The organism is Aquipseudomonas ullengensis, assembly GCF_014174475.1.
GTDB lineage: Bacteria > Pseudomonadota > Gammaproteobacteria > Pseudomonadales > Pseudomonadaceae > Aquipseudomonas > Aquipseudomonas ullengensis.
The window spans coordinates 99,833-124,278 of the sequence record NZ_JACJUD010000003.1 but is presented as its reverse complement, the minus strand read 5'-3'; the positions used below and the strand labels follow the sequence as shown (position 1 = coordinate 124,278).

Below are 24,446 nucleotides of genomic sequence, written 5' to 3'. Positions count from 1 at the left end.
TGCATCCGCCCTAGGCGAGATGCGCCAGCAGCGCGGCGCAGTCCCCCGCGTGCAGATCGGTCAGCTCCGGCCAGGGATTTTCCGCCAGGTTGACCAGTACGCTGAACGCGCCGGCGGCGCGGGCGCAATCCAGGTCGAAACGGTAGTCGCCGACCATCACCAGCTCGCCGGGTGCCACGCCCCAGCGCGCCGCCAGCTGCAGCAGGCCATCCGGGTCGGGTTTGGGGATCGCCTCGTCGCGGCCGATCACATCGGCGCTGGCAAAGCAGTCGCCCAGGCCGATCGCCGCCAGGGTCAGCAGCGCCAGCTCATGGGCATTGCGGGTGAGGATACCGAGGCGGATGCCCCGCGCGTGCAGAGCGCGCACCAGCTCCACCGCACCCGGCGCGGCTACAGACGCGATGGCAAGCTCGCGCTCGTGCTCCAGCAGCCAGGCGTGCTTGGCCTGGGCTTCGGCCTCGGGCAGCGCCGCCAGGTGGTGGAGGATGTCGTGGTCCTGGGGAATGCCCAGGGCCCGCTTGATCGCCGCGAAATCGTGCACGGCGATGGTCAGGGTGCCGTCCATGTCGAACACCCAGTGGCGGGCACTCAGCAGATTCATTTCCAGTCTTCGCGCAGGCGCGTCAGGCCTTCCTGAGCCACCGAGGCCACCAGCTCACCCTGGCGATTGAAGATGCTGCCGCGGGCAAAGCCACGGGCATTACCCGCCCAGGGACTGTCCATGGCGTACAGCAGCCACTCGTCCGCGCGCACGTTGCGGTGGAACCACAGGGAGTGGTCGAGGCTGGCCACCTGCATGAACTTCTGCCACACCGACACGCCGTGAGGCAGCATCGAGGTGGTCAGCAGGTTGAAGTCCGAGGCGTAGGCAAGGATGTATTTGTGGATCGCCGGGATGTCCGGCAAGGCGCCGTCGGCGCGGAACCACACATACTTCACCGGTTCGCTGGACTGCGGGTCAAACGGGTTGCCAAAGCTGACCGGGCGGATTTCGATCGGTTTCTCGCCCACTGCGCGTTCGCGCATGCGCGGCGGCAATAGGTGCGCGATCAGGCGCACCTGCTCGGTTTCCGTTGGCAGCTCTTCCGGGCCGGGAATATCCGGCATCTGGATCTGGTGGTGGAAGCCCTCTTCGTCGGCCTGGAACGAGGCGCTGCAGGTGAAGATCGGCGCGCCCTTCTGGATCGCGGTCACCCTCCGGGTGCTGAAGCTGCCGCCGTCACGCACGCGGTCGACCTGGTAGACCACCGGCAGGCTGGCATCGCCCGGGCGCAGGAAATAGCCGTGCATCGAATGCACATGGCGCTCGGACTCCACCGTCTGGCTGGCCGCCGACAGCGACTGGCCGAGCACCTGGCCACCGAACAGCTGGCGAAAGCCCAGGTCCTGGCTGACCCCACGGAACAGGTTTTCCTCGATGGCCTCCAGGCTCAACAGGGCAACCAGGTCCTCCAACAATTGACTCATGCAACTTCTCCTCGGCGCAGCTCAAGGCTGCGGCGGAATTCTTGGTTCAATATAGGCCGGCTGGCTGGACAGACGCTCGTCCCACACCGCGCGGCCAATGGTGAAATGGTAAAGGCTTTGCCAACGGCTGTCGGCCAGTTCGAGCAACTCATGCAGCGAATCATCGAAAAAGCAGCCGATCCCAGTGGCCGACAGCCCGGCGGCTTCCGCCTCCAGGTAGAGCACCTGGCCGATCTGCCCACACTCCCGATACAGCTGCGGATACTGCCAGGGCCCCTGCGCCAGGGCCTGGTCGAAGCGCGCCAGCATGGCCACGGCGACGCAACCATCGCTGGCGATGTCCTGGCCGCAGGAGAGGAACGCCGACAGCCCACGGGCATCACCCGTCAACAAACGATAGAGCGGCAGTTGCGGGTGCGCACGCTGCCAGAGGAAATCGCCGCGCATGCCCGGCTGCGCCTGGTCATCGCCACGCGCCAGCCAGTACAGGCCGGGGTCGAGCCCCTGCACGCGATGGACAAACAGCAGCAGGTCGACCTGCGCCGGCTCGCCGGCCAGGGCGAACGGCACCGGTGCATTGGCCGGCAGCACGCGCCGCAGCCAGGCGAACAGCAGCTCGGCCTGGATGCCGCTGCGTCCGTCCATGCTCTGCGCGCTGCGCCGCCGATGCAGGATCGGCCGTAGCGGCAGGCCGGGATTATCCACCGCGACCAGGCCTGCCTCCGCATGCCAGGGCACAGCGGGCAAGGCCGGCGCACGACACAGGGCATGCACCCGTTCCAGCTCAGGCCACTGGCGGTACTCGCGCGACAGGCGATTGGGCTGACCGCTCAGATCCTGCGCCGCCAGGCCATCGAGCAGTGCTGCCGGCAAGGGGAATTCCTCGGCCTGCGCCGGACCAATCCACAGCAGGCAGTCGGCCCATTCGGCTTCGTGGAAGCCTGGGCGATCCAGCCCCAGCAGCGCATCCAGACGCAGTTCGGCCACACCGCGCAACAGGCGCACCTGCCAGCCCTGGATGCTGGCGGCGATGGCCAGCGCCGCCAGGGCGTGACCCAGGTCATGCTGGCAGTAGCGATAGGCCCGTTCGCCGTATTTCCAGGCCTCGCGCCAGGGGATGCTGGACAGGCCGAGGAGAAAACCACCCGCTGGCAGCGCCGCCGCCAGTTGCCGGGCCAGGGGCTCGGCCAGCTCGGCGCGGACCTCCAGCGCATGCACGTCCGGCGCGTAGTGGGCCAGCAGTGCGCCGTCTTCCAGCGCCTCCGACGGCAGCAACAAATAGGCCTCGGTCGGGTGCAGGTTGCCCGATGAGGGATTGACCCGCAGCGCCCAGCGGTTGCCGCCCGACTCTTTCCAGGCAGACAGCGCCAGGCTGTCGTAAAGCACCTGCGACAGGCTGGCGCGATTGAGCGGTGCCGGCGTGGCAGCCGGGCCGGCGAAGGCGCTGTCGTAGCTCGGCGACTCCTCCTGCGGGCGGTGCCACAGCTCGATCAGGCGCGCGCCCTCGTAGCGCCGAAACGCGGCTGGCTGCGTTGCCCAGTCCAGCTGACCGGGGCCCGGCGCATAGCGCTGCGGCTGGTGTTTGCTCAGTTCGTGATAGGCGCGCACCTGCTGTTCCTTATTCAACCGTCGCCTCCAACCAGGCCTGCCACGACAAGCGGTAGAGCACATGAGGGCGCAGCGGATGGCCCTGCGGCAAGCGTGGATGCTCGAAGTCGCCAGCCTTGTCGTGCTGCATGCTAAGACGCTGCATCAGCCCCAGGGATGGCAGGTTGGCCGGCGTGGTGAACGCCACGACCTCATCGAGCCCCAGCTGGGTAAACGCGCAGTACAGCGCCATCTCCGCAGCCTCCAGCGCATAGCCCTGACGCCAGAATGCAGGGTGCAGGCGCCAGGCGATTTCCACCGCCGGGGTGAAGGACGCCTCAAACCCCACGTGCTGGAAGCCGAGCACGCCGATCAGTCCCGGCTGATCGCGCCGTTCCAGCACCCACGGGCCGAAGCCGTGCTCGGCAAAGTGCTGGCGAATATGCCCGGCCAGGGCATCGCTCTCGGCCACGCTCATGCAGGCGGGGAAATGCCGCATCACCTCGGCGTCGCCATTCAGCGCGGCGAACGCCGGCAGATCGCTGTCGAGCCAGGAACGCAGGCGCAGCCGCGGTGTGTGCAATTCGATCGGTTCCATTGCCTGTCCCTTGAGGCCACCATCAGGCCCACAGCATACTGCCTGGCACGCCTTCCCGAGAGCCTGGCAATGCCCCTGCCGCTGGTCTACCACGACGACTACAGCCCTCCCTTCCCGGACAACCACCGTTTCCCGATGGAAAAATTCCGCCTGCTGCGTGATCACCTGGTGGACAGCGGCCTGACCACCGATGCCGCACTGCAACGCCCGCAGATCTGCCCGGCCGAGGTGCTGGCCCTGGCCCACTGCCCGGCCTATATCGAACGCTTCCTCGCCGGCGAACTGAGCCACGATGAACAGCGCCGCCTCGGTTTGCCCTGGAGTGAGGCCCTGGCGCGGCGCACCGTGCGCGCGGTCGGCGGCTCGCTGCTGGCCGCCGAACTTGCCCTACAGCATGGCGCGGCCTGCCACCTGGCCGGCGGCACCCACCACGCCCATTTCGACCATGCTTCCGGCTTCTGCATCTTCAATGACCTGGCCGTGGTCGCCCTGCACCTGCTGGAAAGTGGTCGGGCCGGGCGGGTGCTGATCTTCGACTGCGACGTACATCAGGGCGACGGCACCGCGCGCATCCTGGAAAACGTGCCCGATGCGGTCACCGTGTCGCTGCACTGCGAAAAGAACTTCCCGGCGCGCAAGGCCCGTAGCGACTGGGATATCGGCCTGCCCAACGGCATGGGCGACACCGACTACCTGAAGACGGTCAACGACAGCCTGGCCTACCTGCTGCCGCTGTATCAGCCGGATATCGTGCTCTACGACGCCGGCGTGGACGTGCACAAGGACGATGCGCTGGGCTACCTGCAACTCACCGACGCCGGCATCGCCGCCCGCGACAGCGCCGTGTTCGAGCACTGCCTGGGGCGCGACATCCCGGTGGTCGGCCTTATCGGCGGCGGCTACGACAAGGACCGCGCCGCCCTCGCCCGCCGCCACGGCATCCTCCACCACAGCGCCCAGCGTGTGCTGGACGGGCTGTCGTAGGAGCGAGCTCTGCTCGCGAAGCCCTTGAGGCCAACCCATTCGTGAGCAGAGCTCGCGCCTACAAAAAACCGTCCGCGCCTCGGTTAGAATGACCGCCCCCTTTGCTGCGATCACACCCGCCATGAGCCACGCCCACTCCGCTGCCCCGCCTTCTGTTGCCGTGATCGGCGGCGGCCCCGCCGGCCTGATGGCGGCCGAGGTGCTGGCCGCAGCCGGGGTGCGCGTCGACCTGTACGACGCCATGCCGTCGGTGGGGCGCAAGTTCCTCCTGGCCGGGGTCGGCGGGATGAACATCACCCACTCGGAAGACAAGCCGGCTTTCCTCGCGCGCTACCGCGAGCGCCGCGCGGAAATCGCCGCACTGCTGGAAGACTTTGATGCCGATGGGCTGCGTGCCTGGATTCATGGCCTGGGGATCGAGACCTTCGTCGGCTCGTCTGGCCGGGTTTTCCCCAGCGACATGAAAGCCGCGCCGCTGCTGCGCGCCTGGCTCAAGCGCCTGCGTGAGAGCGGCGTGCAGATCCACACCCGCCAGCGCTGGCTGGGCTGGAACGCCGACGGCAACCTGCGCCTGCGTAGCGCCACCGGCGAAGTGACGCGGCACGCCGATGCCACGGTGCTGGCCCTTGGTGGCGGCAGTTGGGCGCGCCTGGGGTCGGACGGCGCCTGGGTGCCGTTGCTGCAGGCTCGCGGGGTCGATATTGCTACGCTGCAGCCGGCCAACTGCGGCTTCGAGGTGAAGAGCTGGAGCGCCCTGCTGCGCGACAAGTTCGCCGGCGCGCCGGTGAAGAACATTGCCCTGGCCCTGCAGGGCGAAGCGCCCCGACGTGGCGAATTCATCCTCACCGCGACCGGTGTCGAGGGCAGCCTGGTGTATGCCTGGTCCGCCGCCATCCGTGAGCGGATCAACCAGCACGGCAGCGCGACCCTGTTGCTCGACCTGCTGCCGGATCGCAGCCAGGACAAGATCGAAGCCGCGCTGAACAAGCCACGCGGCTCGCGCTCCATGGCCAAGCACCTGCACAGCCAACTGGGCATCGACGGGGTCAAGGCCGCGCTGCTGCGTGAGCGCACCAGCGCCGAGCAGTTCGCCGACAGCGCGCAACTGGCCGCCGCGATCAAGGCCCTGCCGATCGTCCTGCGCCGCCCACGACCGCTGGACGAAGCCATCAGCAGCGCCGGCGGCATCAGCTTCGCCGCCCTCGACCCGCACTTGATGCTGCAGCAGTTGCCGGGCGTATTCTGCGCCGGGGAAATGCTCGACTGGGAAGCGCCCACCGGCGGCTACCTACTCACCGCCTGCTTCGCCAGCGGTCGCGCGGCTGGATTAGGCGCCTTGAAGTGGCTGGATCTGTAGGAACCCTCGCACTAAATCCCGCCGATAAGATGGCTATGTCCCAGTTATGTGTTGCCAAGGAAAACCTTCGCACTCGCGTAACGCCGAGCTGGATTCCCGCCTGCGCGGGAATGACGGAGTGGGTGGGACGGCGCTGTGCCACACCTCTGCCTCGTCATTACTCGCTGAGCTCGCCCATTAGGGCCGCACTGAAGTGCGTTCAGCGCAAGCGCTGTCCCGCGAAGGCGGGAATCCAGACATCTCCGGCAGCACAGAACGCGACTAGTCAGATGACGCAATACGTAACCAGGACATAGCCCATAAAAAAGCCCGGCATCTGCCGGGCTTTTCGTTGCGTCGCACTCAGTACTCGCTGTTGCCTTTGAGCTGAGCCTCCGCGGCCTTGGCCAGGTCTGGCGGCAGGAAATCCTTGTCCGGGTTGTAGTCCGGCTTGAGGAAGCCCGACAGCGCGTCCAGGTCGGACGGCGCCAGGGTGCCGGCAGCCTGTTTCAGGCGCAGGTTGTTGAGGATGTAGTCGTAGCGCGCATCGTTGTAGTTACGCACCGAGCTGTACAGCTGACGCTGGGCATCAAGCACGTCGACGATGTTGCGGGTACCGACCTGGTAGCCGATTTCGGTGGCTTCCAGGGCACTTTGGTTGGAGATGATCGACTGCTTGCGCGCCTGCACGGTTTCCACGTCGGTGTTCACCGCGCGGTGCAGGTTGCGGGTGTTTTCCACGATCTGCCGGCGCAGGCTCTCGCGCTGCTGCTCGGTCTGGTCGAGGCGCTGGTAGGCCTCGCGCACTTGCGAGCTGGTCAGGCCGCCGCTGTAGATCGGGATGTTCAGCTGCAAGCCGATGGTGGTCTGCTCGGCATCGCCGTTGTAGCGCAGGCCCGAGCCGGTCGGGTTGCTGAAGCCAAGGGAGTCGTTGTCACCCTTCTGGTACTGCGCCACCGCATCGACAGTCGGCGCGTGGCCGGCCTTACGCTGGCGCAGGGTTTCTTCGGCGGCGTCGACGGCGTAGTTGCTGGCCTGCAGATTGAGGTTCTGCTGGGCGGCAGTGTCGACCCAGGCCTTGGCGTCGTTAGGCACCGGCGCGAGGATCGGCAGGGTGTGCTGCACACCTTCGATCGCGGCGTATTCGTTGTTGGTCAGGGTGACCAGGGCCTGGAAGGCATCATCCACGGCGCGCTGGGCGAGGATGCGGTTGGCACGGGAGGTGTCATAACCGGCCTGGGCTTCCAGCACGTCGGTCTTGTCCGACAGGCCGACGTCAAAACGCTCGTTGGCCTGGTCCAGCTGGCGCTTGAACGCCGCTTCTTCGGCCTTGGTCGAGGCCAGGGTGTCCTGGGCGCGCAGCACGGCGAAATAGGTCTCGGCGCTCTGCAGGATCAGGTTCTGCTCGGTGGCCGACAGCGACAGGCTGGCCTGCTCGTTGCTGGCCTTGGCCGCCTGGTACTGGAACCAGCGGTCCGCACGGAACAGCGGCTGGCTCAGACTGGCACGGTAGGACAAGCCGCTGCGCGTGGCACTGACGTCATCCAGGGAGGTGTCCACATTGGTGTGGGTATCGGTGGCATCGGCGCCGCCCGAGAGGTTCGGCAGCAGGCCGGCACGGGCTTGCGGTACGACTTCACTGATGGCGCCGTAGTTGGCGCGGGCAGCGGCGAGGTCGGCGTTGTTCTTCACCGCCTCGTTATAGACGGTCACCAGACCGGTTTTGCCGCTCTGCACAGGCTCTGCGGCCCAAGCCAGTCCGGAAGTGGCGGTAGCTACTGCGAGCGCCAGAGAGAGTCTGCGTAGCATGATCAATCCTAGATGCGGGGGAATCGGGCAAGGCTAAGGGGGCCTGCAACAGTGGTCAAGGCACAACGGGCCTGAGCACAGCCTAGTTTGCAATAAGCTTTGTTGCCGGGTTGCAACAATACTCTACTCGTCGGTTCAGTTTATATTTTTTTCCGTGGTTCTTAGAGCCTCTAATCGACCAGCGCATTGGTTTATCCCTGCCGGTTGATTAGACTGGCCGCTGTTCTTGTCGGGGTGCCCAGAGTCGTGGGCTGAGATCGGATAGTTCCGGATCCCGTTGAACCTGATCAGGTTAAAGCCTGCGTAGGGAACAAGATGTACTCGCCTCCCGGCGAGCCCCTCTGCACCAGCCCTGGTGCGCCCGCGCCATTTTTCCACGCCTCAGGTTCGCTCCGACATCTCGCCAGGAGTCCGTCGATGCGTGCCGAACATAAAAACCTCAGTGAATCCGCCCAGGTCGACCAGCAGTCGATCCAGCCCCTGCCGCGCTCGCAGAAAATCTACGTGCAGGGCTCGCGCCCCGACATCCGCGTGCCTATGCGCGAGATCAGCCTGGATGTGACCCCGACAGCCTTCGGCGGCGAGATCAACGCCCCGGTCACCGTCTATGACACCTCCGGCCCCTACACCGACCCGGCCGTGCAGATCGACGTGCGCAAAGGCCTGGCCGATGTGCGCAGCGCCTGGATCGATGACCGTGGCGACACGGAGCGCCTCGACGGCCTCTCCTCCGAGTTCGGCCAGCGCCGCCTGGCCGACGCCGAGCTGACCGCCATGCGCTTCGCCCACGTGCGCAACCCGCGCCGCGCCAAGACCGGCGCCAATGTCAGCCAGATGCACTACGCGCGTCAGGGCATCATCACGCCGGAGATGGAATACGTCGCCATTCGCGAGAACATGAAGCTCGCCGAGCATCGCGCCGCTGGCCTGCTCGATGCGCAGCACGCCGGTCACAGTTTCGGCGCCAGCATTCCCAAGGAAATCACCGCAGAATTTGTCCGCGACGAAATCGCCCGTGGCCGCGCCATCATCCCGGCGAATATCAACCACGTTGAGTTGGAGCCGATGATCATCGGCCGCAACTTCCTGGTGAAGATCAACGGCAATATCGGCAACAGTGCGCTGGGCTCGTCCATTGAAGAAGAAGTGGCCAAGCTGACCTGGGGCATCCGCTGGGGCTCGGACACGGTGATGGACCTGTCCACCGGCAAACACATTCACGAAACCCGCGAGTGGATCATCCGCAACTCGCCGGTGCCGATCGGTACCGTGCCGATCTACCAGGCACTGGAGAAGGTCAACGGCGTCGCCGAGGACCTGACCTGGGAGCTGTTCCGCGACACCCTGATCGAGCAAGCCGAGCAAGGCGTGGACTACTTCACCATCCACGCCGGTGTGCTGCTGCGCTATGTGCCGCTGACGGCCAAACGGGTCACCGGCATCGTGTCGCGTGGCGGCTCGATCATGGCCAAGTGGTGCCTGGCGCACCACAAAGAGAACTTCCTCTACACCCACTTCGACGACATCTGCGAAATCATGAAGGCCTACGATGTGTCCTTCTCCCTCGGCGATGGCCTGCGCCCAGGCTCGATTGCCGACGCCAACGACGCGGCGCAATTTGGCGAGCTGGAAACCTTGGGCGAGCTGACCAAGATCGCCTGGAAACACGACGTGCAATGCATGATCGAAGGCCCCGGCCACGTGCCGATGCAGTTGATCAAGGAGAACATGGACAAGCAGCTGGAATGCTGTGACGAGGCGCCGTTCTACACCCTCGGCCCGCTGACCACTGACATCGCGCCAGGCTACGACCACATCACCTCGGGCATCGGTGCGGCCATGATCGGCTGGTTCGGTTGCGCCATGCTCTGCTACGTCACGCCCAAGGAGCACCTGGGCTTGCCGAACAAGGATGACGTCAAGACCGGCATCATCACCTACAAGATTGCAGCCCACGCCGCCGACCTTGCCAAAGGCCACCCCGGCGCGCAGATCCGCGATAACGCGCTGTCCAAGGCGCGTTTCGAATTCCGCTGGGAAGACCAGTTCAACCTCGGCCTCGACCCGGACACCGCGCGCAGCTTCCACGACGAAACCCTACCCAAGGACTCGGCCAAGGTCGCGCATTTCTGCTCCATGTGCGGGCCGAAATTCTGCTCGATGAAGATCACCCAGGAAGTCCGCGACTACGCCAAGGACAACGGCCTGTCCGACGAGAGCAAGGCAGTCGAGGCAGGCTTCAAGGAACAGGCCCAGCGTTTCAAGGGCGAGGGTTCAGTGATCTACAAGCAGGCCTGACCCCGCGCTCTTGTAGGAGCCAGCTTGCTGGCGATCAGCGACGCACCGGCTGCGAACAGCAGATCGCCAGCAAGCTGGCTCCTACAGGAACACTCATCGCAATGTTGCGACTTTTAGTGCGCAACCGTTTCCCACCCACTGAGACGTCCCGCATGGCCATCCCCTCCAACACCTACTCCCCCGGCGTTGCCATCTCCACCGCCCAGCGCGTGTTCGGTGCACGCGACATGTTTTCCCTGTGGTTTTCCCTGGGCGTCGGCCTGATGGTGCTGCAACTGGGCAGCATCCTCGCGCCGGGGCTGGGCCTGGCCGGCGGGGTTGGCGCGATCCTGCTCGGCACCGCAGTTGGCATGCTGTTGCTCGGCAGCGTGGCGGTGATCGGCACAGACACCGGGCTGTCGTCGATGTCCGCGCTGAAACTCAGCCTGGGCAGCCAGGGCGCGGTGCTGCCGGCGTTGCTCAACCTGCTGCAGCTGGTCGGCTGGGGCGCCTTCGAGATCATCGTCATGCGCGACGCCGCCAGCCTGCTGGCCGGCAAGGTGTTCGCCGAGGGCAGCGTGCTCACCAGCCCGATCCTGTGGACCCTGTTCTTCGGCGCCCTGGCGACCCTGCTGGCGGTGACCGGGCCGCTGACCTTCGTGCGCCGGGTGCTGCGCAAATGGGGCATCTGGCTGCTGCTCGGTGCCTGCGCCTGGCTGACCTGGAACCTGTTCGACAAAGCCGACCTCGGCGCCCTCTGGGCCCGCGCCGGGGATGGCTCGCTGCCGTTCGCCCTGGGCTTCGACATCGCCATCGCCATGCCGCTGTCCTGGCTGCCGCTGATCGCCGACTACTCGCGCTTCGGCAAGGCCGCCGGCCGCGTGTTCGCCGGTACTGCAGTGGGCTTCTTCTGCGGCAACGTGTGGCTGATGAGCCTGGGCGTGGCCTACACCCTGGCGTTCGCCCCAAGCGGCGAGATGAACGCCCTGCTCCTGGCCCTGGCTGGCGCCGGCCTGGGTATTCCGCTGCTGCTGATCCTGCTCGACGAGTCGGAAAACGCCTTCGCCGACATCCACTCGGCGGCCGTTTCCAGCGGCACGCTGGTGGCGCTGAAGGTCGAGCACCTGGCGCTGGCCATCGGCGCGCTGTGCACGTTGATCGCCCTGTTCGCGCCGCTGGCCGAGTACCAGAACTTCCTGCTACTGATCGGCTCGGTGTTCGCCCCGCTGTTCGGCGTGGTGCTGGTCGACCACTTCATCCTGCGCCGCCGTCGCGCCGAGCTGGCACCGCGCGTCGGCCTGCGCTGGGACACGCTGATTGCCTGGTTCTGCGGTGCGGCGGTGTATCACCTGCTCGCCCACTTCGCCCCAGAGATCGGCGCCACCCTGCCGGCACTGCTGCTGGCCGGCGGCCTGCAATTCGTGCTCGGCAAAGTCGCCGGAGCGAGTGCAGCGCTGCGTACGGCAGAGTGAGCCTCGGCCGGAGCAGCCCAACGCTGCGCCGGCCCGCGATCAACCGCGACCGGGGAAATACTGCGGTTTGAGAATGCCGTTGAGGCGCGGATAGGGAATCTTCAGTTCGGGATGGCCGGTCGAGTACGGCGCGATGCGATCGATGTCGTACTTGAGCAGCACCGAGCCGAAGTTCAGCGCGATATTGGGCGTGCGCTCGAACGGCCAGGTCTGCACGTATTCGGCATCCTGATCGTGACCATTGGCAACCAGCCAAGCCTGGTGCGCCAGCTGCGCGGCCTGCCAGAAAGCCTCCTCCTCGCCCGGCAGGAGCATGTCCTGCAGGCTCAGCACCTTGTCCAGTTGGCGGTCGTAGTTGAGGTAAGTGCGCCCCGGAATACCGTGGTCGCCACCGGTGAAGCGATAGCTGGACAGCTCGATGATCACCAGACGGTCATGCTGCGCCACTATCTTCGCCTGCAGGTAGCTGCTCCAGCCCGGCTTGGCGCTGGCCAGGAAGTCGTCTTCGTAGCGCTGCAGCGAGCTAGGCGTCGGGTCGCCCGGCAGTTCGCGGGTCAGCCCCAGCAGGCGCTGTTCGACCAAAGCATTCAGCGCCGGAAGGCCGTCGAGGCGCTGCAGGTCGATATTCACCAGCGGGCAATCGCTGCCACTGCAGCCTGGCTGGCGATGCTCCCAAGCTTGCCGACTAGCGGTCAGCGGCTGCTGTTCGGCGGGCTTGAACAGGCTCTGGCATGCGCTTATGGTCAATGCGAGCGTGGCGAGGCAGACGAGCTTGTACAGACGCATGCGGTTTCCTTGTCGTGCGGCGCGGAGGGTGTTTCGACCCTGCTCGCCTGGGGGCGTTCCCGATGGGGCGCGATGAAAAGTCAGCATTCTCCCCTGCGGCGCAGCATCCTCCAAGAATGCTGCGTCAGATGGAAGGGCGCGTTTGCAGGCTGTTGAAAAACGTTAGCGAGGCAGCCAGCGCAAGGAAAAAACAGGCGAAAAAGCGCAGTTTACGAATGGTAAATGAGCATGACTCGCTTCGCTCACCCTGCGGGCCGCGCTAAAGCGCGTTAGCCGCAAGCGGCTTTCTGAGCCTGTTTTTAACGCGGCGATGGCAACGCAGGTAGTTTTTCAACAACCTGCTAGGATGGCGCGAATACCGAAAATCACGAGTGCACCTGCATGTCCGAACGCTTCATCCCCGACCCGCATGCCGTCGAGATCATCCAGCGCGAATCCTGCTTTCGCGGCTTCTACAAGCTCGACCGCCTGCACCTGCGCCATCGCCAGTTCTCTGGCGAGATGGGCCCGCAGCTCAGTCGCGAACTGTTCGTGCGCCACGATGCAGTGTGCGTGCTGCCCTACGACCCGCAACGCGATTGCGTGGTGCTGATCGAGCAGTTCCGCGTCGGTGCCATGGAAAAAACCGCCAACCCCTGGTTGCTGGAGCTGGTCGCGGGCCTGATCGACAAGGACGAGGAGCCCGACGAAGTGGCCCGCCGCGAAGCCATCGAAGAGGCCAACCTGACCCTCGGCGCGCTGTGGCCGATCACCACCTACTTCCCCTCGCCCGGCGGCTCCGATGAGCGCGTGTACCTGTATGTCGCCCGCTGCGACAGCCAGGGCGCGGGCGGCGTGCACGGCCTGGCCGAGGAAGGCGAGGATATTCGCGTGCATGTCTGGCCGCTGGAAGATGCCCTGCAAGCGGTCAAGGACGGGCGCATCAACAACGCCGCCAGCATCATCGCCCTGCAGTGGTTGGCACTGAATCGTACGGAAGTGCGGGGGCTGTGGTCATGAATCTGCTGCGCGAGCGCTATCGGGTCGACCTGGTCGAGCTGCAGTCTGCTTGCGAAGCCAACTACGCGCGCCTGCTGCGCCTGCTGCCGGCGATGCGTGACGAGCCCAACGAGCGCCGCGTGGCCCTGAGCCAGGGCGACCAGCTGCTCGGCGTGCTGGTGCTGCAGGTGCTGGAAGCCTGCCCCTACACCACCACCCTGCGCGTCAGCCAGGAACACAGCCTGCCATGGCTGCCGGTGCCCAAGCTGGAAGTGCGGGTGTACCACGACGCACGCATGGCCGAGGTGGTCAGCGCGGAAAATGCCCGGCGTTTTCGCAGCATCTACACCTACCCGAACGCCGCCATGCACCAGCCCGACGAGAAGACCCAGCTCAACCTGTTTCTCGGCGAATGGCTGACCCACTGCCTGGCCTGCGGCCATGAGCTGGCTGCCGTTCGCTGAGCGGCATACTCGGCAACTGGTACCAGTTCACGTTTAGCGGGTTTACCGAATCCACCTTGACCCACCATAATCCTGAGAACACGTTCAGGAGTTGGCCCTTGTCGCGCCATTTGTCTCATGCTGTTGACCCTTCGGTGCTGCTGGTGCAGCTATCCGACAGTCACCTGTTTGCCGAAGAAGACGGCAAGCTGCTGGGCATGAACACCCGCGACAGCCTGGAGCGAGTGATCGAAAAGGTCCTCGTCGAGCAGCCACAGATTGACCTGATGCTCGCCACCGGCGACCTCTCGCAAGATGGCAGCACCGCCTCCTATCAACGTTTTCGCCAGCTCACCGGCGCCCTGGCCGACCAGGCCCGCTGGTTTCCCGGCAACCACGACGAACTCCCGGCGATGCGCGACGCCTGCAACGGCAGCAACCTGCTGGAGCCGGTGCTGGATATCGGCAACTGGCGCGTGACCCTGCTCGACTCCTCGATTCCCGGCGCCGTACCCGGCTTCCTCAGTGACGATCAGCTCAAGCTGCTGGAGCAATCCCTCAGCGAGGCGCCCGATCGCCACCACCTGGTGTGCTTCCACCACCATCCGGTATCGATCGGCTGCACCTGGATGGAGCCCATCGGCCTGCGCAACCCGGACGCCCTGTTCGCCGTGCTCAAGCGCTTTCCGCAGGCCAAAGCTGTGCTCTGGGGGCATATCCACCAGGAATTCGACCAGATGCGTGACGGCATTCGCCTGCTCGCATCGCCCTCGACCTGCGTGCAGTTCGCCCCGGGCAGCGAGGAATTCCAGGTCGATACCACCGCCCCGGGCTACCGCTGGCTGCGCCTGCATGCCGATGGCCAGCTGGAAACCGGCGTCTCGCGGGTCACCGATATCCAGTTCGAAGTGGACTACAGCGTCAAAGGCTACTGACCGACTGCCACCACGCAGCGCTTCACCCCGTCAACGGCTTGCAGCCTGCCGTCTCCAGCTTGTAGCCTCCCCACCCCATGACCAGCATCCTTTATATCCACGGCCTCAACAGCTCGCCGACCTCGACCAAGGCCAGCCAGCTGCAGCAGGTCGCCGAACGCTGCGGGATTGCCCCGCACCTGCGGGTTCCTGCACTGCACCACCATCCACGCCAGGCCATCGCGCAGTTGCAGGCGGCCATCGCCGAGCTGGGCCGGCCGCTATTGGTGGGCAGTTCGCTGGGCGGCTATTACGCCACCTATCTGGCTGAGCAGCATGGCCTGAGCGCGCTGCTGATCAACCCTGCGGTGAGCCCGCATCGGCTGTTCGACGGCTACCTGGGCGAACAGCTCAATCACTACAGCGGCGAAACCTGGCAACTGACCCAGGACCACGTCGACGCCCTGGCCGAGCTGGAAGTCCCCCCACCGCAGGACGCCGAGCGCTACCATGTATGGCTGCAGAGCGCCGACGAGACCCTCGACTACCGCCAGGCCGAGCGCTACTACCAGGGCTGCCAGCTGGATATCCAGGAAGGCGGCGACCACAGCTACCAAGGCTTCGCCTCACGTATTGCGGAAATCCTCACCCTCGCCGGCTTCGCCCCGGCGCGGTGGGCCGATTTCGACTTTTCCACTCTTTGAAGAAGATCTAGAGACCCCATGGCCCAGCAGAACACCTACAACGCCGATGCCATCGAAGTCCTCTCCGGCCTCGACCCGGTGCGCAAGCGCCCGGGCATGTACACCGACACCTCGCGGCCCAACCACCTGGCCCAGGAAGTCATCGACAACAGCGTCGACGAGGCCCTCGCCGGCCACGCCAAATCGATCCAGGTGATCCTCCACGAGGACAACTCCCTGGAAGTGCTCGACGACGGCCGCGGCATGCCGGTGGACATCCACCCGGAAGAAGGCGTGCCCGGCGTCGAGCTGATCCTCACCAAGCTGCACGCCGGCGGCAAGTTCTCCAACAAGAACTACCAGTTCTCCGGCGGCCTGCACGGCGTGGGCATCTCAGTGGTCAACGCGCTGTCGACCCAGGTGATCATCACCGTCAAGCGCGACGGCAACGAGTACCAGATGAGCTTCGCCGACGGCTTCAAGGCCAGCGACCTGGCCGTGGTCGGCAGCGTGGGCAAGCGCAACACCGGCACCAGCGTGCATTTCTGGCCGGACCCCAAATATTTCGACAGCTTCAAGTTCTCGGTCAGCCGCCTCAAGCACGTGCTCAAAGCCAAGGCCGTGCTCTGCCCGGGCCTGGCCGTGAGTTTCGAGGACAAGGCCAGCGGCGAGAAAGTCGAGTGGCACTACGAGGACGGCCTGCGCTCCTACCTGGCCGACTCGGTCAGCGAACACCTGCGCCTGCCCGAGGAGCCCTTCGTCGGTAGCCTCGCCGGCAACAAGGAAGCGGTCGACTGGGCCCTGCTGTGGCTGCCCGAGGGCGGCGAAAGCGTGCAGGAAAGCTACGTCAACCTGATCCCAACCGCCCAGGGCGGCACCCACGTCAACGGCCTGCGCCAGGGCCTGCTCGACGCCATGCGCGAGTTCTGCGAGTTCCGCAACCTGCTGCCGCGCGGCGTCAAGCTGGCCCCGGAAGACGTCTGGGAGCGCATCGCCTTCGTCCTCTCGATGAAGATGCAGGAGCCGCAATTCTCCGGGCAGACCAAGGAGCGCCTGTCCTCGCGCGAGGCCGCAGCCTTCGTCTCCGGCGTGGTGAAAGACGCCTTCAGCCTGTGGCTCAACACCCACCCGGAAATGGGCCTGGCCCTGGCCGAACTGGCGATCAACAACGCCGGGCGCCGCCTCAAGGCGAGCAAGAAGGTCGAGCGCAAGAAGATCACCCAGGGCCCGGCGCTGCCCGGCAAGCTGGCTGACTGCGCCGGCCAGGACCCGATGCGTTCCGAACTGTTTCTGGTCGAAGGTGACTCCGCCGGCGGTTCGGCCAAGCAGGCGCGCGATAAGGAATTCCAGGCGATCCTGCCGCTGCGCGGCAAGATCCTCAACACCTGGGAAGTCGACGGCGGCGAAGTGCTGGCCAGCCAGGAAGTGCACAACATCGCCGTGGCCATCGGCGTCGATCCGGGCTCGGCCGATCTTGGCGAGCTGCGCTACGGCAAGGTGTGCATCCTCGCCGACGCCGACTCCGACGGCTTGCACATCGCCACCCTGATCTGCGCGCTGTTCGTGCGCCACTTCCGCCCGCTGGTGGATGCCGGCCACGTCTACGTCGCCATGCCGCCGCTGTACCGCATCGACCTGGGCAAGGAGATCTTCTACGCCCTCGACGATGCCGAGCGCGATGGCATCCTCGATCGCCTGGTCGCCGAGAAACGCCGCGGCAAGCCGCAGGTCACCCGCTTCAAAGGTCTCGGTGAGATGAACCCGCCGCAGCTGCGCGAAACCACCATGGACCCCAACACCCGGCGCCTGGTGCAACTGACCCTGGAAGACTTCGAGGGCACGATCGAGATCATGGACATGTTGCTGGCGAAGAAGCGTGCCGGCGACCGCAAGAGCTGGCTGGAGTCGAAAGGCAACCTGGCCGAGGTTCTGGCGTGAGGCTGAGTGCCGCCCTCGCGGGTGTGTTGTTCAGCAGTGCCCTGTATGCCGCCGAGGCGCCCATCGCCGTGCCGGTCGAGCTGAAACTGCTCGCCGAGCACCCGATCGACGGTATGCCCAGCGGCAACCTGTCCGGCCTCAGCCGCTGTGGCAACGAATGGCAGGCGGTGTCCGATCATGACGACAACCGCCTTTATCGCCTGCAACCACAGGACACTGCCTGGACGGCCGAAGCCGAACACTTCGACGTGCCACCACCGCCAGCCAGCGGATTGCCCTGGGGCCTGCGCATGCGCACCTGGGCGGCCAACATCCTGCGTGGCGCCGACATGGACTTCGAGGGCCTGAGCTGCGACAGCCTGGGCAATCGTTACCTGGCCAGCGAGGCCCATGCCGCCGTGCTGCAGGTGACCCCGGGCGGCCAGGCCGAATGGCTCAACCTGCCGGGCAACCTGGTACGCCAGGCGCGGGCCAGCGGCATGTTGCTGCACTACAACGCCCAGCTCGAAGGCGTCAGCATCGCCCCGGATGGCAAACGCCTGTGGCTGGCCGCCGAGCGCGAGCGCCGGGGCTTGCTGGTGCTGCACAAGCCGAACAGCAGCTGGACCTGCAGCGGCGGCTGCGTGCTGCTGTCGCAAGCCGGCAAGGAACCCTCGGTGGCCGAGCCGAACAGCGGTATCAGCCTGCCGCGGGACTTCTCCGACGTGCACTTCTTCAAAGAGAAACTGTTCACCCTGGAGCGCGCCGCCCATCGCATCTGCCGGCGCGACCTCAACGCCGGCAAGGTGGAGAAATGCTGGTCGTTCGCCGCCGCAGCCCTCGCCGATGCCCGTCGCTACTCCGGCCCCTTCGGCGTGGCCGAAGCGCTGTGGCTGGATGCCGACGGCGCCTGGCTTGGCGTGGACAACGGTGATGCACACCGCGATGACGGAGAAGAGCGCCCACTGATCTGGCATTTCGCTGCGCCCAAGGGCGGCTGGAGCGCGCCATGAGCGACACGCCACCTGCCGGCCAGCGCGCCGGCCGCGTGATGCTGATTTGCGCCTGGATCGCCGCCCTGGCGCTGGCCACCTATTGGTTCGGCAACTGGGAAGAGCGCCGCGCCAACCCCAACCAGCAGCCGCAATCGATGCATGGCGAAGGCTTCATCGAAGTGCGCCTGGCCAGCGGCCGCGGCGGTCATTACCTGCTGGACGGGCAGATCGACGGGCAAACCGTGACCTTCCTCCTCGACACCGGTGCCAGCGCCGTGGCGATCCCCGCTGACCTGGCCAAGCGCCTGGGCCTCACGCGCGGTGCGCCGGTCACCCTGAAGACCGCCAACGGCCTGTCCACCGGCTACCGCACGCACCTGACCAGCCTGCAGCTCGGCGAGATCCAGTTGCACGACGTGGCGGCGCTGATCACCCCCGGCATGGATGGCGACGAGGTGCTGCTCGGCATGAGCGCCCTCAAGCAACTCGAATTCACCCAGCGCGACGGCACCCTGGTGCTGCGCCAGACGACTTCCCTGAAATGACCCTTTTCGCAATGACCACTTTGGCAATGAGGCACGCATGAGCGACATCCTCGATTTGAGCCTGGACGGCGTGGAGCGGCGCTCCCTCGCCGACTTCACCGAGCAGGCTTATCTCAACTACTCCATGTACGTGATCATGGACCGCGCCCTGCCGCACATCGGCGACGGCCTCAAGCCGGTGCAACGGCGCATCGTCTATGCGATGAGCGAGCTGGGCCTGGACGCCGACTCCAAGCACAAGAAATCGGCGCGTACCGTCGGTGACGTGCTCGGCAAGTTCCACCCGCACGGCGACAGCGCCTGCTACGAAGCCATGGTGCTGATGGCCCAGCCGTTCAGCTACCGCTACACCCTGGTCGACGGCCAGGGCAACTGGGGTGCGCCGGACGATCCGAAATCCTTCGCCGCCATGCGTTACACCGAGGCGCGCCTATCGCGCTACTCGGAAGTGCTGCTGACCGAACTGGGCCAGGGCACGGTGGACTGGGTGCCGAACTTCGACGGCACCCTCGACGAGCCGGCCACCCTGCCGGCGCGCCTGCCGAACATCCTGCTCAACGGCACCACCGGCATCGCCGTGGGCATGGCCACCGACGTGCCGCCGCACAACCTGCGTGAAGTCGCCGCCGCCTGCGTGCGCCTGCTCGACGAGCCGAGCGCCACGGTCGAGCAGCTGTGCGAACACATCCTCGGCCCGGACTTCCCCACCGAGGCGGAAGTCATCACCCCGCGCGCCGACCTGCTGAAGATCTACGAAACCGGCAAGGGCTCGGTGCGCATGCGCGCCGTGTACCGCGTCGAGGACGGCGACATCGTGGTCACCGCCCTGCCGCACCAGGTTTCCGGCGCCAAGGTGCTGGAACAGATCGCCGCGCAGATGCAGGCGAAGAAGCTACCGATGGTCGCCGACCTGCGCGACGAGTCGGACCATGAGCACCCCTGCCGCATCGTCATCATCCCGCGCTCCAACCGCGTGGATGCCGACGAGCTGATGCAGCACCTGTTCGCCACCACCGAGCTGGAGTCCAGCTACCGGGTCAACACCAACGTCATCGGCCTCGACGGCAAGCCGTCGGTGAAAGACCTGCGCACCCTGCTCACCGAGTGGCTGGTGTACCGCGTCAACACCGTGCGCCGTCGCCTGCAGTTCCGCCTGGACAAGGTCGAGAAGCGCCTGCACCTGTTGGAAGGTTTGCTCACCGCCTTCCTCAACCTGGATGAAGTGATCCACATCATCCGCACCGAGGATCAGCCCAAGCCGGTGCTGATGGAGCGCTTCGGCCTCACCGACATCCAGGCCGACTACATCCTCGACACCCGCCTGCGCCAGCTGGCCCGCCTGGAAGAGATGAAAATCCGTGGCGAGCAGGACGAGCTGGCCAAGGAACGCGCCAAGCTGCTGGCCCTGCTCGGCAGCGAAACCAAGCTGAAAAAGCTGGTGCGCCAGGAAATCCTCGACGACGCCGAGAAGTACGGTGATGACCGCCGCTCGCCGATCGTCGCCCGCGCCGAAGCCAAGGCCCTCAGCGAAAACGAGCTGATGCCGACCGAACCGGTCACCGTGGTGCTCTCGGAAAAAGGCTGGGTGCGCTGCGCCAAGGGCCACGACATCGACGCCACCGGCCTGTCGTACAAGGCCGGCGACGGCTTCAAGACCTCTGCACCGGGGCGCTCGAACCAGTTCGCCGTGTTTATCGACTCGACCGGGCGCAGCTACTCGCTGGCCGCCCACACGCTGCCCTCGGCACGCGGCCAGGGCGAACCGCTCACCGGTCGCCTGCAACCGCCACCGGGCGCGACCTTCGACTGCGTGCTGCTGCCCGACGACAACGCGCTGTACGTGATCGCCTCGGACGCCGGCTACGGCTTCGTGGTCAAGGGCGAGGACCTGCAGGCCAAGAACAAGGCCGGCAAGACCCTGCTGACCCTGCCCACCGGCGCCCTGGTAGTACCGCCCAAGCCGGTGGCCAACCGTGAGGAAGACTGGCTGGCCGCGGTGACCACCGAAGGCCGCCTGCTGCTGTTCAAGGTCGCCGACCTGCCGCAACTGGGCAAAGGCAAGGGCAACAAGATCATCGGCATCCCCGGTGACCGCGTCGCCAGCCGCGAGGAATACCTCACCGACCTCGCCGTGCTGCCCGCAGGCAGCACCCTGGTGCTGCAGGCTGGCAAGCGCACCCTGTCGCTCAAGCCGGACGACCTGGAGCATTACAAGGGCGAGCGTGGACGCCGTGGCAACAAGCTGCCGCGCGGCTTCCAGCGGGTCGACACGCTGCTGGTGGAAAGCCCGAGCTGATCCTGCAGAAGCCTGGACAACGCCGCGCCTCCTTACCGGGAACGCGGCGTTTGTCTTTGTAGGAGCGAGCTCTGCTCGCGAAGCTCTTGCGTCGTCGGCTTCGCGAGCAGAGCTCGCTCCTACACCATGCTCCTACTGCCTGACACACGCACAAACACTCGCTTGCGACCAGGCGCCAGAGCCCCGCAGGGCGCTTCGGGCTGGAGTCCGAGGGCACTTTGACGGATGATAGGCGGCCGCAGGTTGCACGCCTGCACCGTGTATCAATGCCGGCCGCTTGCCGGAACTACCAGGGTGAAATGAATGACTGTGCTGCGCCTTCCCGTTGTTTTGCTGCTGTCCGGCCTGCTTGGCCTGGTCGGTTGCACGGCGCATAAACCGGTACCGCTGTACCAACTGGATGCCGGCAGCCCCGGCGTTCCCAAGCAGGCCCAGGGCCTGGCCGTACTGCTCGGCCCGGTGCTGATTGCCGACTACCTGCAGCGTGAAGCCTTCCTCCAGCGCCAGACCGACGGCAGCCTGGTGCCTGCCGACGATGCGCGCTGGGCCGGCAGCCTGGCCGCCGATATCGACCAGGTCCTGCTGCGCCAGCTGGCCGCGCGCCTGGACAGCCAGCGCCTGGTGCTGGCCCCGGCCCACAGTGGCTTCACCCCCGACGTACAAGTACTGCTGAACGTCAGTCGCCTGGATTCCGGCCCCGATCATCCGGCCGTGCTGGAAGCCCAGTGGCGCCTGCTCGACCGTAGCGGACAGCTGCGCGACAGCCGTCTGGTGCGCCTGCAGGAGCCCCATGATGGCAGCGCCGCCGACCAGGTTCAGGCGCAGAGCCGCCTGCTGCGCCAGTTGGTGCAACTGCTGGGCGATGCCATCGAGCCGCTGCGCAACCAGCCGATTGCCGAAGCGAGCAAGCCAACCCCGCCGCCCGTTCGCCCGAGCAAACCGAAAAACCAGGAAATCCCCAGGCTCTCGCCGCCCCGCAATGGCGGTGAAGTGCTGCGTTTCTGAGCTGCACCTGCTGATCTTTTGCGCGGTACCGCTGGTGCCGCTCCCGTTTCACCTGCACCGAGACAGCCCGCCATGGCCCGCAAGAAAGCCGCCGTCGACTTCGAACAATCCCTTGCCGATCTGCAACAACTGGTCGAGCGCCTGGAAGGTGGCGAGCTGTCGCTGGAAGACTCGCTGAGCGCCTTCGAGCAGGGCATCCGCCTGACTCGCGACTGCCAGTCCGCCCTGGCCCAGGCCGAGCAGAAGGTACAAGTGCTGCTGGAACGCGACGGCGAGCTGGAGGAAGCCCCCTTCGACGCGGACGACCAGGCATGATCGGCGCCTACCAGCAACGCTGCCAGACCCGGGTCGACGCGGCCCTGGACAGCCTCTTCGACGCGCCGCGCAGCGAACTGGCGCGCCTCTACCAGGCCATGCGCTACAGCGTGGTCAACGGGGGTAAGCGCGTACGCCCGCTGCTGGTCTACGCCGCCTGCGAAGCCCTCGACGGCGACCTTGAACGGGCCGATGGCGCCGCCTGCGCCGTGGAGCTGATCCACGCCTACTCGCTGGTGCACGACGACTTGCCGGCCATGGACGACGACGACCTGCGCCGCGGCCAGCCGACCACCCACAAAGCCTTCGACGAGGCCTGCGCCATCCTCGCCGGCGACGGCCTGCAAAGCCTGGCCTTCGAAGTGCTCGCCGACGCCCGCCGCAACCCGCAGGACGCTGACCTGCGCCTGTCCATGGTCATGGGCCTGGCACGCGCCGCCGGCCCGGCCGGAATGGTCGGCGGCCAGGCCATCGACCTCGGTTCGGTCGGCCAGCAGCTCGACCAGAAAGCCCTGGAAGTGATGCACCGGCACAAGACCGGCGCCCTGATCGAAGCCAGCGTGCAGCTCGGCGCCCTGGCCAGCGGCAACGCCGACGAGGCCGCGCTGCGCTCGCTGCAACAGTACGCGCGGGCCATCGGCCTGGCGTTCCAGGTGCAGGACGACATCCTCGACGTGGAAAGCGACACTGCCACCCTGGGCAAGACCCAGGGCAAGGACGAAGCCAACCACAAGCCGACCTACCCCGCCCTGCTCGGCCTCGACGCCGCCAAGGCCTACGCCCTGGAACTGCGCGACCAGGCGCTGCACGCCCTGCGCCCGTTCGGCAACAGCGCCGAACCGCTGCGCGAGCTGGCGCGTTATATCGTCGAGCGCCGCAGCTAAGCCTGTCCTCCATGAAAAACGCCGGGCATCGACCCGGCGTTTTTCATGGTGCGCCCCTACCGAGCTACTCCGCGGCCACGGCTTCGCCGCGAGGCGCGCATGCCGTGCGCGTAACCAGCACACGCATGCGGACCAGCAGCCAGGGCATCGCCAGGGTCACGAACAACCCCATCAGCACGCCGCGCAGCACCTGCCAGGCCATGGGCTGCAGGCCGAGCTGCAACTCCAGCACCTTGAGCAGCTTCTGCAGCAGGATGAAACCCAGCGCCCCCAGCACAGCTGCCAGCACGCGCCGCCAGAGCACCACGCCAGCGCTGAAATCGAGCAACCGTTTCTCGACACGCCAGCCAACCACAGCACCGACCAGCAGGCCGACGAACAGCGGCACATAGTCCGGCGCCTCACCCGGCCACAACGCCAGGCTCGCCGCGCCGACCAGCACAATGCTGAGCACGTGCCAGCCAACATGGGCCTCCGGCCACCAGGCAAGCCCCCTGAGCCTCGCAAAGATCAGCAGGGTGGCGCCGCCGAGCAGCGCGCCGACCAGCACATCCTCAACATCATGGGCGGCGAGGTACAGCCGGCTCAGGCACACGCCCAGGCAGATCAGCGTACACAGCAGCGTCAGCCACAATCGCCGCACCTCATACGCCAACCCCAGCCACAGCACCACCGCCAGCTGCGCATGGCCACTGGGTAGTCCGTAGCTGGCGCCCACGCGGTCATCGAGGCGCAGCGCCAGCGGCGGGCGCGGGTCCTGGAAGATGTCCTTGAACAAGGCGTTGAGCCAGGCGGAGATACCAATCAACAGCAGCAAGCGGAAGAAACTGTGCTTGTTCCAGCCCCAGTAACCGATGGGGATGGCAAACAGCAGGAAGGTGCCATAGCCGAGCCAGGTGAAGGCGTTTGCCAACTGGGTCAGCTCGGGGCTGCGCAACGGCAGTTGCCCAGCTCATTTCGTGCAGCAGTTCGAACATCTCGCAGCCTGTTTTTCTTGTTCTCGGGCCGGGGATTGAACCAGCCCGGGCGCCCACTCGCCAGCGCCGAATCGGCCAATTGCTCGGCCGCTCGATAACCACGCAGCAGGTGGCGATATTCGGCGCACTGGGCAACCGTTCTGCGCGCCGGCGCAAGCGCCTAAGCTGGGACATTAGT

The 24,446-nt window shown here is 66.1% G+C and carries 22 protein-coding genes and 1 riboswitch; of the genes, 15 read left to right on the top strand and 7 right to left on the bottom strand.

The annotated features are described in order from the left end of the window. Positions 1–10: 10 nt before the first annotated feature. Genes H3H51_RS09935 through H3H51_RS09920 form a run of 4 tightly spaced genes read right to left on the bottom strand, consistent with a single transcriptional unit; the run spans position 11 to position 3,652 of the window. Complete coding sequence (locus tag H3H51_RS09935) at positions 11–601, bottom strand: HAD family hydrolase (RefSeq protein WP_183088890.1); 591 nt, start codon at positions 599–601, stop codon at positions 11–13. Beyond that, the gene (gene tesB, locus H3H51_RS09930; protein ID WP_183088889.1) at positions 598–1,467 is read right to left on the bottom strand and encodes an acyl-CoA thioesterase II; all 870 of its coding nucleotides are present in this window, start codon (positions 1,465–1,467) and stop codon (positions 598–600) included. The genes H3H51_RS09935 and tesB overlap by 4 nt, the downstream gene beginning before the upstream one ends. Before the next feature lie 21 nt (positions 1,468–1,488). After that, entirely contained in the window at positions 1,489–3,093 is a 1,605-nt protein-coding gene (locus H3H51_RS09925; RefSeq protein ID WP_235981340.1) for a nitroreductase family protein, read from the bottom strand. Further along, on the bottom strand, positions 3,086–3,652 hold the full coding sequence (locus H3H51_RS09920; protein WP_183088887.1) for a GNAT family N-acetyltransferase: 567 nt from the start codon (positions 3,650–3,652) through the stop codon (positions 3,086–3,088). The genes H3H51_RS09925 and H3H51_RS09920 overlap by 8 nt, the downstream gene beginning before the upstream one ends. A 69-nt stretch (positions 3,653–3,721) precedes the next feature. On the opposite strand from H3H51_RS09920, the gene H3H51_RS09915 reads away from it, so the two are divergent. Both H3H51_RS09915 and H3H51_RS09910 read left to right on the top strand, forming a co-directional pair. Then, the gene (locus tag H3H51_RS09915; protein WP_183088886.1) at positions 3,722–4,636 is read left to right on the top strand and encodes a histone deacetylase family protein; all 915 of its coding nucleotides are present in this window, start codon (positions 3,722–3,724) and stop codon (positions 4,634–4,636) included. A 121-nt stretch (positions 4,637–4,757) separates the two neighbouring features. Next, entirely contained in the window at positions 4,758–5,993 is a 1,236-nt protein-coding gene (locus tag H3H51_RS09910; protein WP_183088885.1) for a TIGR03862 family flavoprotein, read from the top strand. Between the two features lie 342 nt (positions 5,994–6,335). On the opposite strand, the gene H3H51_RS09905 is transcribed toward H3H51_RS09910, so the two are convergent. Further along, positions 6,336–7,781 (bottom strand): TolC family outer membrane protein, encoded by a 1,446-nt coding sequence (locus H3H51_RS09905; protein WP_183088884.1) that lies wholly within the window; start codon positions 7,779–7,781, stop codon positions 6,336–6,338. 220 nt (positions 7,782–8,001) lie between these two features. Next, positions 8,002–8,108: riboswitch (TPP riboswitch) on the top strand. 90 nt (positions 8,109–8,198) lie between these two features. Between H3H51_RS09905 and thiC the strand changes: the two genes are divergently transcribed. Continuing rightward, positions 8,199–10,079: a phosphomethylpyrimidine synthase ThiC gene (gene thiC / locus H3H51_RS09900; RefSeq protein ID WP_183088883.1), complete on the top strand. Its 1,881-nt coding sequence runs from the start codon at positions 8,199–8,201 to the stop codon at positions 10,077–10,079. A 152-nt stretch (positions 10,080–10,231) separates the two neighbouring features. Continuing rightward, on the top strand, positions 10,232–11,530 hold the full coding sequence (cytX, locus tag H3H51_RS09895) for a putative hydroxymethylpyrimidine transporter CytX (RefSeq protein WP_183088882.1): 1,299 nt from the start codon (positions 10,232–10,234) through the stop codon (positions 11,528–11,530). A gap of 39 nt (positions 11,531–11,569) precedes the next feature. Here the strand turns inward: cytX and H3H51_RS09890 are convergent, their stop codons facing one another. Beyond that, a complete protein-coding gene (locus tag H3H51_RS09890; protein WP_183088881.1) occupies positions 11,570–12,316 on the bottom strand; it encodes an RsiV family protein in 747 nt (248 codons plus the stop codon). Between the two features lie 381 nt (positions 12,317–12,697). On the opposite strand from H3H51_RS09890, the gene H3H51_RS09885 reads away from it, so the two are divergent. The 11 genes from H3H51_RS09885 (at position 12,698) to ispA (ending at position 23,291) form a co-directional block, all read left to right on the top strand. Continuing rightward, entirely contained in the window at positions 12,698–13,315 is a 618-nt protein-coding gene (locus H3H51_RS09885; protein ID WP_183088880.1) for an NUDIX domain-containing protein, read from the top strand. Next, on the top strand, positions 13,312–13,758 hold the full coding sequence (locus tag H3H51_RS09880; RefSeq protein ID WP_183088879.1) for a DUF1249 domain-containing protein: 447 nt from the start codon (positions 13,312–13,314) through the stop codon (positions 13,756–13,758). Before H3H51_RS09885 ends, H3H51_RS09880 begins: the two co-directional genes overlap by 4 nt. Positions 13,759–13,856: 98 nt before the next feature. Beyond that, positions 13,857–14,672 (top strand): 3',5'-cyclic-AMP phosphodiesterase, encoded by an 816-nt coding sequence (cpdA, locus tag H3H51_RS09875; RefSeq protein ID WP_235981339.1) that lies wholly within the window; start codon positions 13,857–13,859, stop codon positions 14,670–14,672. Positions 14,673–14,749: 77 nt separating this feature from the next. After that, complete coding sequence (locus H3H51_RS09870; RefSeq protein ID WP_183088878.1) at positions 14,750–15,355, top strand: YqiA/YcfP family alpha/beta fold hydrolase; 606 nt, start codon at positions 14,750–14,752, stop codon at positions 15,353–15,355. Between the two features lie 18 nt (positions 15,356–15,373). Continuing rightward, positions 15,374–17,272 carry a DNA topoisomerase IV subunit B gene (gene parE / locus H3H51_RS09865; protein WP_183088877.1) on the top strand — a complete coding sequence of 633 codons (1,899 nt, stop codon included), beginning with the start codon at positions 15,374–15,376 and terminating at the stop codon, positions 17,270–17,272. Next, a complete protein-coding gene (locus H3H51_RS09860; protein WP_407926480.1) occupies positions 17,269–18,264 on the top strand; it encodes an esterase-like activity of phytase family protein in 996 nt (331 codons plus the stop codon). The genes parE and H3H51_RS09860 overlap by 4 nt, the downstream gene beginning before the upstream one ends. After that, on the top strand, positions 18,261–18,791 hold the full coding sequence (locus tag H3H51_RS09855) for a retropepsin-like aspartic protease family protein (protein WP_183088876.1): 531 nt from the start codon (positions 18,261–18,263) through the stop codon (positions 18,789–18,791). Before H3H51_RS09860 ends, H3H51_RS09855 begins: the two co-directional genes overlap by 4 nt. Before the next feature lie 37 nt (positions 18,792–18,828). Further along, positions 18,829–21,087 (top strand): DNA topoisomerase IV subunit A, encoded by a 2,259-nt coding sequence (gene parC, locus H3H51_RS09850; protein ID WP_183088875.1) that lies wholly within the window; start codon positions 18,829–18,831, stop codon positions 21,085–21,087. A 303-nt stretch (positions 21,088–21,390) separates the two neighbouring features. Then, positions 21,391–22,092 (top strand): PqiC family protein, encoded by a 702-nt coding sequence (locus H3H51_RS09845; protein ID WP_183088874.1) that lies wholly within the window; start codon positions 21,391–21,393, stop codon positions 22,090–22,092. 72 nt (positions 22,093–22,164) lie between these two features. Then, positions 22,165–22,407 carry an exodeoxyribonuclease VII small subunit gene (locus tag H3H51_RS09840; protein WP_183088873.1) on the top strand — a complete coding sequence of 81 codons (243 nt, stop codon included), beginning with the start codon at positions 22,165–22,167 and terminating at the stop codon, positions 22,405–22,407. After that, entirely contained in the window at positions 22,404–23,291 is an 888-nt protein-coding gene (gene ispA / locus H3H51_RS09835; protein ID WP_183088872.1) for a (2E,6E)-farnesyl diphosphate synthase, read from the top strand. The genes H3H51_RS09840 and ispA overlap by 4 nt, the downstream gene beginning before the upstream one ends. Before the next feature lie 64 nt (positions 23,292–23,355). Here the strand turns inward: ispA and H3H51_RS09830 are convergent, their stop codons facing one another. Continuing rightward, on the bottom strand, positions 23,356–24,228 hold the full coding sequence (locus H3H51_RS09830; protein ID WP_183088871.1) for a phosphatase PAP2 family protein: 873 nt from the start codon (positions 24,226–24,228) through the stop codon (positions 23,356–23,358). Between the last annotated feature and the right edge of the window lie 218 nt (positions 24,229–24,446).